This is a genomic window from Nostoc sp. LEGE 12454 (assembly GCF_056620565.1).
The window spans coordinates 1-9766 of record NZ_JBWQXL010000086.1; the positions used below are offsets into that span (position 1 = coordinate 1).

At 35.2% G+C, this 9766-nt stretch carries 10 protein-coding genes; 5 read left to right on the forward strand and 5 right to left on the reverse strand.

Annotated features, from left to right (window positions below; translation table 11 throughout):
- Window positions 1-427: 427 nt before the first annotated feature.
- The 4 genes from AC1F2U_RS33925 (at window position 428) to holA (ending at window position 3618) form a co-directional block, all read left to right on the forward strand.
- On the forward strand, window positions 428-574 hold the full coding sequence (locus AC1F2U_RS33925) for an element excision factor XisH family protein (protein ID WP_420759084.1): 147 nt from the start codon (window positions 428-430) through the stop codon (window positions 572-574).
- Window positions 562-915 (forward strand): XisI protein, encoded by a 354-nt coding sequence (locus AC1F2U_RS33930; RefSeq protein ID WP_480265132.1) that lies wholly within the window; start codon window positions 562-564, stop codon window positions 913-915. The genes AC1F2U_RS33925 and AC1F2U_RS33930 overlap by 13 nt, the downstream gene beginning before the upstream one ends.
- 242 nt (window positions 916-1157) lie before the next feature.
- Window positions 1158-2630 (forward strand): DNA polymerase III subunit gamma/tau, encoded by a 1473-nt coding sequence (gene dnaX / locus AC1F2U_RS33935; protein ID WP_480265133.1) that lies wholly within the window; start codon window positions 1158-1160, stop codon window positions 2628-2630.
- A gap of 4 nt (window positions 2631-2634) precedes the next feature.
- Window positions 2635-3618, forward strand: coding sequence for a DNA polymerase III subunit delta (holA, locus tag AC1F2U_RS33940; protein ID WP_480265134.1), 984 nt, complete (start codon window positions 2635-2637; stop codon window positions 3616-3618).
- A gap of 182 nt (window positions 3619-3800) precedes the next feature.
- Here holA and AC1F2U_RS33945 read toward each other — a convergent pair whose 3' ends face one another.
- The 5 genes from AC1F2U_RS33945 to AC1F2U_RS33965 all read right to left on the reverse strand — a co-directional run bounded on the left by AC1F2U_RS33945 (window position 3801) and on the right by AC1F2U_RS33965 (window position 9351).
- Window positions 3801-4028, reverse strand: a complete 228-nt coding sequence (locus tag AC1F2U_RS33945) for a hypothetical protein (protein ID WP_480265135.1) — start codon at window positions 4026-4028, stop codon at window positions 3801-3803.
- 355 nt (window positions 4029-4383) lie between these two features.
- Complete coding sequence (locus tag AC1F2U_RS33950) at window positions 4384-5904, reverse strand: WD40 repeat domain-containing protein (RefSeq protein ID WP_480265136.1); 1521 nt, start codon at window positions 5902-5904, stop codon at window positions 4384-4386.
- A 67-nt stretch (window positions 5905-5971) separates the two neighbouring features.
- Window positions 5972-7138: a hypothetical protein gene (locus AC1F2U_RS33955; RefSeq protein ID WP_480265137.1), complete on the reverse strand. Its 1167-nt coding sequence runs from the start codon at window positions 7136-7138 to the stop codon at window positions 5972-5974.
- Window positions 7139-7148: 10 nt separating this feature from the next.
- On the reverse strand, window positions 7149-8132 hold the full coding sequence (locus AC1F2U_RS33960) for a hypothetical protein (RefSeq protein WP_480265138.1): 984 nt from the start codon (window positions 8130-8132) through the stop codon (window positions 7149-7151).
- A 64-nt stretch (window positions 8133-8196) separates the two neighbouring features.
- Complete coding sequence (locus AC1F2U_RS33965; protein ID WP_480265139.1) at window positions 8197-9351, reverse strand: P-loop NTPase family protein; 1155 nt, start codon at window positions 9349-9351, stop codon at window positions 8197-8199.
- A 210-nt stretch (window positions 9352-9561) separates the two neighbouring features.
- Between AC1F2U_RS33965 and AC1F2U_RS33970 the strand changes: the two genes are divergently transcribed.
- Window positions 9562-9766 (forward strand): hypothetical protein (locus AC1F2U_RS33970; RefSeq protein ID WP_480265140.1); only part of this gene is annotated, 205 nt, incomplete at its 3' end.

Here is a 9766-nt window from a genome sequence, read left to right on the forward strand (position 1 = left end):
TATCAAAATGCACTTGCAACAATCAGATCATCCTGCCATGTTGGTTCCTTATGGAGATAGACCAAATCCAGAACTGCAAATGGAAATGCGTCAATTCTTACTGCCACTGTACACTCTAAATGCTTAAGAAATGTTAATCGGAATCTTGAAGTTTTGTAGGGTGTTTTGGATACGAGTGGTGTTTATTTTAGACGGGATTTGAGGAACTCTGGACAAAACTGACAATATGAACGAAAATTCTCGATTTTAACAAATAGAAACTGTGCATTTTGGCGGTATATATCCGACTATTTGCCGCCAAAATGCCAAATTTATCCAGTTTTATCCAGAAAAAAGGAAGCAAAGCAGGGTGCAAGAAGGAAAGATAGAAAAGTATGTTTTAGAATCTAATCGTTACCCAATATGGTAAACACTTTACAATCAGAGTATTACTCAGCTTTATTTAGCTGTTGATGATGTTGTCTATGAAAACTTTTTTCAACGTAAATCTGTACAAGCAGTCATCAATGAAAATCACCTACTGTTAATAGTTGTAAATACAGAGAAGGAGAAAATTCGGCAATGGATAAGCTAGAGCAATACCGCAATGCTATTAAGAAGATATTAACTGAGTATTACGAAACTACTAATACTCAAGTCATAAAAAATACGGGAGTTGAAGTAAGCGATCGCTTGGCTTTTGATGAAACAAGAGATCAATATATTTGGTTTCGATTTGGTTGGGATGACAAAAAGCAAATACAGTATATTATCATTTATCTCTGCATTAAAAACGGCAAAATTTGGGTGGAGGAAGATGCAACTAATTTATGTGTTGTTGATGATTTGCTATCAGCCGGAATACCCCAAGCCGATATTGTTTTGGGTTTCCACCATCCCAGTAAACGAGGTTTAACAGAATTTGCTACTGCTTAAGGAGGCAGGTAAAAAAGAGAAAATTAGCGTTTTATGAGCCAAGAAGATAAAGTTTAAAAGTGCTATAGCTTGGTTGTAAACCCCATAAAATTCTCCACCTGTTTCAACGTTTAAATAATTAGGCATACTCAACTTCTGGTATCGGTAAATCTTACTGGAATTGAGCAAATCAGGCTACTTTGGATTCAAAATTACACCCCCTTAACAGGGGTAAGGGCGACAAATTAAGGTTAATGAATCCTATGTCTACAGTCGCCCTACATCAAAAATATCGACCCCAGACAATAGCCGAATTAGTTGGACAGCCCTACATCAAAACTGCTCTGACTAATGCTGTCAAATACCTGCAAATTGCACCAGCTTATTTGTTTACAGGTTCTAGAGGCACAGGTAAAACTTCAACTGCTCGGATATTTGCTAAATCCCTCAATTGCCTCAACACTAAAAAACCAACTGACCAACCTTGTGGTATTTGTCAATCCTGCCGTTCAATTGAAACCAGTAATAGCCTAGATGTTAGTGAAATTGATGCTGCTTCTAATAATGGTGTAGATGATGCCCGTGCTTTAATTGAGCGCAGTACCTTAGCACCTGTTGCAGGACGTTACCGAATTTTTATTCTCGATGAGTGCCATTGTCTAACCGGTAACGCCTTCAATGCTTTACTTAAGTGTATTGAAGAACCACCACCTCATGTTGTTTTCATCCTCTGCACAACAGAACTGCACAAGGTGTTACCTACCATTGTCAGCCGTTGTCAGGTGTTTAATTTCCGCACTTTGTCTGTTCAGGCAATTGTGCAGCACCTCGGTATTGTAGCAGATGCAGAATCTATTTCTATTGATGATCAGGCACTAACAGCGATCGCACGACTCAGCGATGGTGGACTCAGAGATGCACTGCAATTACTGGGTCAGGTAAGTCTTTTAGATGAAGATATCACTGCCAATCATGTCATGGAAATTGCTGGTGGTGTGACAGAAACAGAATTAATGTCAATTTTACAGGCAATATCCACCAACAACACCTTTAACTTGCTGCAAGTAGCAAGACTTCTAGTGGACTCTGGTAAAACGCCCAAATTGATTCTCTCTAATTTACTGCAAACATACCGAGACTTACTGATTATCAAGTCTGCACCCAAAGAGCAATCCCTACTAACTGGTTGTGTTAGCTATGCTCAACTCAAGGTTTTAGCAAATCACTGGAATTTCGAGACGCTGAATTTGTCTCTAGCAGAGTTACAAAAAGCAGAAAACTATCTTCGGTACACAGTAAATGCTGCTGTATGGCTAGAAGTTTGCTTACTGAACCTGATGCCTAGTTTATTGCCTGTCAGTGCAACCAAGACGCTAACTGCTAAACCTGTCCATGACGGCAAGTTGCTACCAACAGTTGGAGTATACACCACAAACAAGGTGACAGCTAAACCTGTAGATGACAAATTGTTACCAGCAGTTGCAGCCCAGACTACTAACCTGGTTCAAATTTGGCAGCAGGTGATGGATACGGCTAAACCCAGCAATCAAAAGCTGTTGGCTCATGCAAATCTCGTTAAATTGCAAGATGAAAAGGCAATTTTAGAGGTTACACCAGCTTACTTGAATAAGTTTGAAAGTAGTAAAGAAGCGATCGCTAAAATGCTGCAACGAGCTACCCAAAGTCAAGAACCAATGACTGTATTAATTAAAACTGCCAAAGTAACGGGAGGGTAAAAAGATGATTGTCTTGCTGACAGGTGACGACCAACACGCCATCCAGGAACAGCTAAACCAATACAAAGCAGAGATTGATGCTCAATGGCTCACACTTTGCTATCACCGATTTCCAGCCGATCGCCTTGACCAAGCTATCAGTGTAGCTCGCACTCGTTCCCTGACAGGTGGTAAAAAACTGGTGATTGTGGAAAATTGCCACCTCAAGCAGTGGGGTGATACTGAGTTAGAAACTTTGCAGCAGCTTGTTCAAATGCCTGAATTCACAATTCTGGTTTTTGTCGCCACCACTGTAGATAAGCGCCTGAAGATTTACAAACATCTTGTCAAGTATGCCAAGTTTTTTGAGTTTCCATTGATACCACCTTGGCGTACTGATTTGATTGAAAAAGCGATCGCTACTCAGGCTAAAAAAATCAAGCTGGTGCTGTCAAAGAATGCGGTGGAATATCTAGCAGAAGCAATTGGTAACGACATGACCCGTGCAGCCACAGAGTTACGCAAACTGTATATTTATGGTAAGGGCAAACAACTTGAGCTTGCAGAAGTAAAAGAGTTAGTGCCATGTCAGACTCAGAATAGCCTACAACTGGCATCTGCTATTCGCCAAGGAGAAAGCAATCAGGTTTTGCACCTGTTGGATGATTTACTGTCACGCTCGGAACCATTAATGGTAATTGTTGCTACTCTCCTAACGCAGTTTAGAACTTGGCTGTGGATTAAGTCTGCGATTGTTTCTGGGATTAAGAAAGATAGTGAATTAGCTCAAATGTGCAGTATCAGCAATCCTAATCGCATTTACTATTTGCGTCAGGAGGTAGCAAATACAAGCATCAATGCTTTAGCTAAGGCAGTAACTATGATGCTGGATTTAGATATGTCTATTAAGAGGGGTGCTGATAGCGGAGCGGTAGCGAGTCATCGAGCGTCAAGTAAGGATTTACTGCTAATAATTCTTAGTGTTAGCAGGTTATTTAAGTTAACTTAATCAACATAAAGTTGACTGAGAGTTTTGGATTTTGGATTGTATATTTGATTTCAGTCTAAAATCCAAATTCACTAATAATGATATTAGTATCTAACAAAACTTTCACAAGTTATGTTTCTCATTTTCGGAATAGGACGTGCTGGCTCTCTTGAGAATATTGGTATCAAGTAAGTATTTCAAGGTCATAGTTCAATTTCTCTGACCACACTGCGCTTTCGTAAGTCAGCGAAATCATCATCAGTAAAGATAATCCCCTCGCTTTGGATTACTTTTCTAAATTTTTGTAATCCATACCAAAAATTATCCCCTCTAGATTCCTCCTTTTTTTTACGGAGAAACTCAAACAAATAGTCCCGTTCTTCTGTGGGCAAACTTTCAATATAATTAATAATTTCTTGTAAAGTCATCATATAACCTCCTCGAAAGTAAACCCTAACCTTGCTGACTCATTTTCATCTCTATTTCTATTGCTTAAGCCTCTATTTTACCATTTAATAAACTTCATCATGGCTGCCAATATCAATCAATAAAATAACCATTTCTAACAACTTATCATCCTCGGAGAAATTAAAGATAATTCTACAATCATAAGCAACAGAACAAGACCACAACCCCGCTAAATTTCCTGTTAACTTATGAAACTTCAAAGACGAAGAAAGATAGTGAATTAGCTCAACTGTGCAGTATCAGTAATCCTCATCGCATTTACTACTTGCGTCAGGAGGTAGTAAATACAAGCATCAAGGCTTACATCTTTGATTGATTTCAAATGTTTGCAGTATCCCAAATATTCACAATTCCATCTTTACCTCCACTAGCAAGAAATTTACCATCATGGCTAAAAGCTACTGATGTTACTTCTTTTGTATGTTTAGTGATAGTAATTGGATCGTCCTCGGGTTTTTCCAAACGCAAATCCCATAATTTAATTGTTTTGTCTTTACCTGCACTAGCCAAGATGCGGCTATCAGCAGGATTGTAAGCAATAGAATTCACACGTTCCTGATTGGGGAATATCTCAATAACTTTTTGGTTTTCCTTTTCCATTCTCCAAATACAAAGCTTGTCTTTAGGAGTTTTGTTATCTCTACCAGCAACAGCAATTGTTTTGTTATCAGGACTAAAAGTAAGAGTTCTAATTTCATCAAAGTTCTTAAACTTTTCTGGAATATTTTTTTCAATCCTTTCTCCATTTTTTAAATCCCAGAACAAAATATTTCCTTTTGCATCTCCAGTAACAAGGACGTTACTCTTAAGGTTAATTGTAATAGTATTGACTACATTATTATGGCTAAATTTGACAAATTCTTTCTTTTTATTTTCTAAATACCAAATTCTTACAGCTTTTTCTTTGCTAAGACTAGCAATTATTTTGTTGTCAGGACTTAAAACAATTGTATGAATTCTTCCTGGAGGGAATCGGGAATGCCCACAATCAGATTGCCTAAATTTTTGTTTTGTGTTGTTATGTATAATTTCTATTATATTGATAATATTCTTTTCCCAGGACTCAACATTAGTATAAACAATAAATTGTTCATCTGAACTAACTGAACTAAAACATACTGATTTATCAGTATCAAAGTCTGTCAAACGTAATTTCCTGCCAAATGGTGTAAGCTTAACATTCTTTTCACAGAAATTGCATAATTGAACTAGAGTATTATAGGTTCTAATAGCGACTATCTCGGAATTGGTGGGATTAAAGGCAATAGAGCTAATCTCATCATCTATATCAATCTGAGTACGGAATTGCGGTTTATTGATGGTAACATTATATTCTTCTAATTCTAAAAGATTTAATTTTAAACAGTCACTACTATTTTTTTCTAAAGAATAAGCCTCAGAAGAAATGGGAGGAGTGAGACTATTCTTTTGCCAGAATTGTGTGTAATATTCTCTCAATTGCTTATGATAAAGATCATCAATATCTTGCTTCCTTATCATATCCTCAATATCTTCTTTATCATATTTTTCTTCTAATACAAAACCTTTGATCAAATAAATCCCTCTACCAAAGTCATCTGTGATTAACGCTTTTTCACCTAAAGGATTAATATCTTGCTCTGTTGCATTAACCACTTGATATACGATAATATATGAGCGATTTCTAGAAAATTCGATTGCGCGAATATATGCGTCTGTAGGTTCAGTTAACTCTCCCTTTGTTGCTAGTGATAAAATATTATGAATACCTTCATCACATATAAATTTAGGGGCGACTACAGTTTGATAATCAATACTCTTATTACGACTAACTAAAAATGGCCAAGCTTTAATGTTCATACTTGTGATCTCATTAAAACTAATATTATATATTTAATTGTAAAATATTGCTTATAGATTTTCTGTCCTACAATTTTGGTTTTGGTTGAATAATTGTTAAGGTAACAGTACCAGTAACTTTTTGATTTTCCAATTGAATGATTGCCTCTTCAATTGGGTGATAATTCATTTTTATTGTGGACTGATTTATGGTGATAGTTTGGTATTGGTTAGACTTAAGCTTTATTTGTTTAGGTTTAGCTGGAGATTTCACTTGCAAAGAACCACTTATATATATATCTGCATTCTTATATTGATTTTGTTGCTGTTTAAGTAATTTCTTTGGTTCTTCATTATTATTTAATTTGATGGTTTCTTCCTTAATACTAGAAGGAATCAGATCATCAAATACAGGTATCAACTTATTTATAGTGATTTGGTCATTAGTTTTGTAGATAGATTTGCTGTTATTAGTGAAAATAAAGTTTTCACCCTCCTTGCCAATAATCCAGTAACGTCTGGAAGCATCAGAAACGTCTATAGTCTCACCTGTAAATTGTACATAGGTTATATGATTATTTGCCAAATTCTTCTTGTACACATCTATTAAATTATCTTGCCCTTTAATAATATTCAGTAAAAAAACCAGGAAGGCAATTACGATAATAGGAGCAATAACAGCTAAAGCCGTAATAATTGTTTTTCTTGGGTTGATTGATGGAACTGGTTCGATAACTTGCTCTAATTCGGGTGGTTCAGTATGAAAAGTATCCAGTAGAATAAGTTTTAGTTTATCCTCCTCACTTCCCTTGATTAAATCAAAAGCCTCAGAAGTAACTGTGAAATAAGAGTCAGTGCTTTGCCAAAATTCTCTATAACCTTCTATCGAATTTTTATAAGCCTCCTCAATATTGTTTTTATAAAAATTTATATCACTATGTTCTCCATTCAATACAAAACCTTTGATCAAATAAATTTCTCTACCAAAAGAATCTTTGAGTAGCGTATTTTCGCCTTGAGTATTAATATTAATATCTTTTTCTGTAGCCTTAAATACTTGATATACAATGGTAAATGGACTAATTTCACGACTTTTAATTATACGAATAAAAGCGTTTTTATCTTCACTTAACTCCCCTTCTGTTGTTCTTGCTAAAATATTATGAATACCTACATTATAGATAAATTTAGGACACACTATAGTTCGATAATCAATAGATTGATTGCGACTCACTAAAAATGGCCAAGCTTTCATACTTTTAGTCCTACTGATGTAAATCCGAATCTGGGAAGTCTTTCATAAAATCCGACTGAATTTTTTTAAAGCATCGGATTGCGTATGTTAATGCTGTTTTTTCATCTTTCACTCTTCTCAAATTAAAGATATCAAAATCATCATCAACTTGGCTCCTGATTAAATCAATAATAGGCAGAGCAATAAAATTTAACCAGCCTCGTTTCGGTAAATTTTGTAGTTGCTTGTTTAGTGGGTCTGTCATCACATAGGTAAGAGGTATTTCTAAGTTATATGGTTCTGGAATAATATTAATATTTTTTTCCATCTTACCATCAGATTGAAGCGTCGCAAATGTCATGCCAACGGAACTGACAGGTATTAGACGTACTAGTTGTCTACCTTTTCTTTGCTCGACCACACGCTTAAACTCTTCACTTTTTTCTAAAAGACATTTACGTATTTCTTGTAATTTATGTCCTTTGTTATACAGCACATCATATTTACTAATAATAAAATGAACTGGAATTTCACCACAGGATTGTATTATTAGTGCTATATTTGTTACGTCGCGTAATAGCCATGATCTAACATCTTTATTCTCCATTAAGTTACAAACTTGTACACCATCTAAAATTGCTAATACTGCATCATAAGTTTTATCTTGAACATTTTTTTTAAAATCTAAATCATTTTTTTGATAATCTGTAATCATAACACCTGCATAATCCCAATAGGTAAATTGACAAGCTCGATATATATCAAAATCATTTTTTACACAGCAAGTAAATACCCATTTAGAAATGTTATCTCTGCGAGTACCTTCAGGCCATACTTCTTTAGTGATTAGTGTGTCATATACGTTAGTTAAGAAGTTTGATTCTTTAGTGTCTGGGACTTCCAAAAAAAAATCAAACTTCCCCCCTTGAACTGCTAATTGCTTAAATATACTAGCTAAAAACACAGTTTTACCAGCACCCGTGGAACCTAAAGTGATAATGTTGAAGTTTTTCATGTCAGAAATTATGAATGATGAAACAACAAAACTTAATGGGTTTTTAAAAAACCTTTTTCAGTATTTATTCATTGTTATTTTGAACTAAATCCGATTCAGGAAACTTCAGTTTTAACTTTTGATCAATTAGTAAAAAACAATCAATTGCGTAATTTAGGGCAGAGATTTCGTCTGTAACTTGTTTAAGTGCATCAGCCTTTTGTTTACCAAGGTTTTTTAGCCTTTGTTCTTGATTTTGTCTGTATGCTTTAAAGCAAATATCATCTAATTTACTAAGTAATATTTTCAAGGCTTTAATAGATATATCGTCGGAATCAGGAAACCATTTTTCTAAGAAAGAGTCCCAAATAACATCAAACCCCAATGTAAGAATTGATACCCAGGAATTTCCTTTACCTATAGTTTGACCATCCAGTTTTTTCTTTGCTTCTTCAAATTCCTTCTGATTAGCTTTAACAGCATCAATTAAAACACAAGCAAGAGGTACTTCAACTTGAAAGGGATGAGGAAGCTCATTATGATTTTTTTTCATACTTCCATCACTTTTAAGACTTGCGAATTTTGAACCAACTGAACTAATTGGAATTAAGCGAACCAGAGAAGCTACATTTTTTTGATTGCGAACTATTTCTTGAAAAGCACTAATACTAAATAAGTAATCTCTTACCTGTTTAAGATTGTATTGATTATTTTCAATTAAATCCCATTTACTAATGACAAAATGAATTGGTACTTTGCCAGGTTTGATCCGTTTTAAAATACTTGGTAAATCCACGTCGAGAAATTGATTAGCTTGAGTTGTATTTTGTCTATTCAGACAATAAAGTATTTTTTGTCCATCTAAAAGACCTAAAATACTATCAGCTTTTTCAACTTTATTTTGAAATTCGCTGTCGTTCTCATCCATATTAGTGAACCTACCTCCAGCATAATCAACATAAGTAAATTGACAAGCTGCGTAGTTATTCAATGCTGGATTCTGAACACGACAGGTAAAAGTCCACTCGTTTACATCACTGTATCTTGTTGTCTCAGGCCAAGTATCCCCAGTAATTATTTTTGCATAGAGATTAGTAAGTAAATTTCGTTTTTGGGCATCCTCAACTTCTAGGAAGAAGCCATGCTCTGCTTGAATTGATAGGGATCTAAACAAGCTAGGTAAAAATACTGTCTTACCCGCGCCTGATGCCCCTAATGTAACAATGTTGTAAGTTTTCATACGTGTTTTGGAAATATTTACTTAAGTTTATAGTTGTTAATTTTTGATTACCTTTTACTAGTTCAATTAGGATACTTTTTTTGTAAAATCAAGCAATTTTTACAAATCTTATAAAGAACTTCATTTATTTGCAAAAAAACTTTAATGATGTAAGCACGCTATATACTGCTTGATGAAGCTCACACCCTCTCAGGTAGCTATGGCGCAAATATGTCCTGGCTGATTCGTCGCATTAAACTAGTAGTAGATCATTACGGTGGCGACTCCAAGAAACTGCAATTTATCTTCCTGAGTGCCACTTGTGGTAATCCTAAACAACTGGCTCTGAAAATCTCCGGTTTGAAACCAACTAAACTCAACCCCAAACCCCTAATTTGGATTCGCAAAAGTGGAGCAGCTTCACCATCTAGACAAA

Coding starts and splice junctions, on each gene's coding strand:
- AC1F2U_RS33930 (WP_480265132.1), top strand. CDS start 562: ATGGATAAGCTAGAGCAATACCGCAATGCTATTAAGAAGATATTAACT.
- dnaX (WP_480265133.1), top strand. CDS start 1,158: ATGTCTACAGTCGCCCTACATCAAAAATATCGACCCCAGACAATAGCC.
- holA (WP_480265134.1), top strand. CDS start 2,635: ATGATTGTCTTGCTGACAGGTGACGACCAACACGCCATCCAGGAACAG.
- AC1F2U_RS33945 (WP_480265135.1), bottom strand. CDS start 4,028: ATGATGACTTTACAAGAAATTATTAATTATATTGAAAGTTTGCCCACA.
- AC1F2U_RS33950 (WP_480265136.1), bottom strand. CDS start 5,904: ATGAACATTAAAGCTTGGCCATTTTTAGTTAGTCGTAATAAGAGTATT.
- AC1F2U_RS33955 (WP_480265137.1), bottom strand. CDS start 7,138: ATGAAAGCTTGGCCATTTTTAGTGAGTCGCAATCAATCTATTGATTAT.
- AC1F2U_RS33960 (WP_480265138.1), bottom strand. CDS start 8,132: ATGAAAAACTTCAACATTATCACTTTAGGTTCCACGGGTGCTGGTAAA.
- AC1F2U_RS33965 (WP_480265139.1), bottom strand. CDS start 9,351: ATGAAAACTTACAACATTGTTACATTAGGGGCATCAGGCGCGGGTAAG.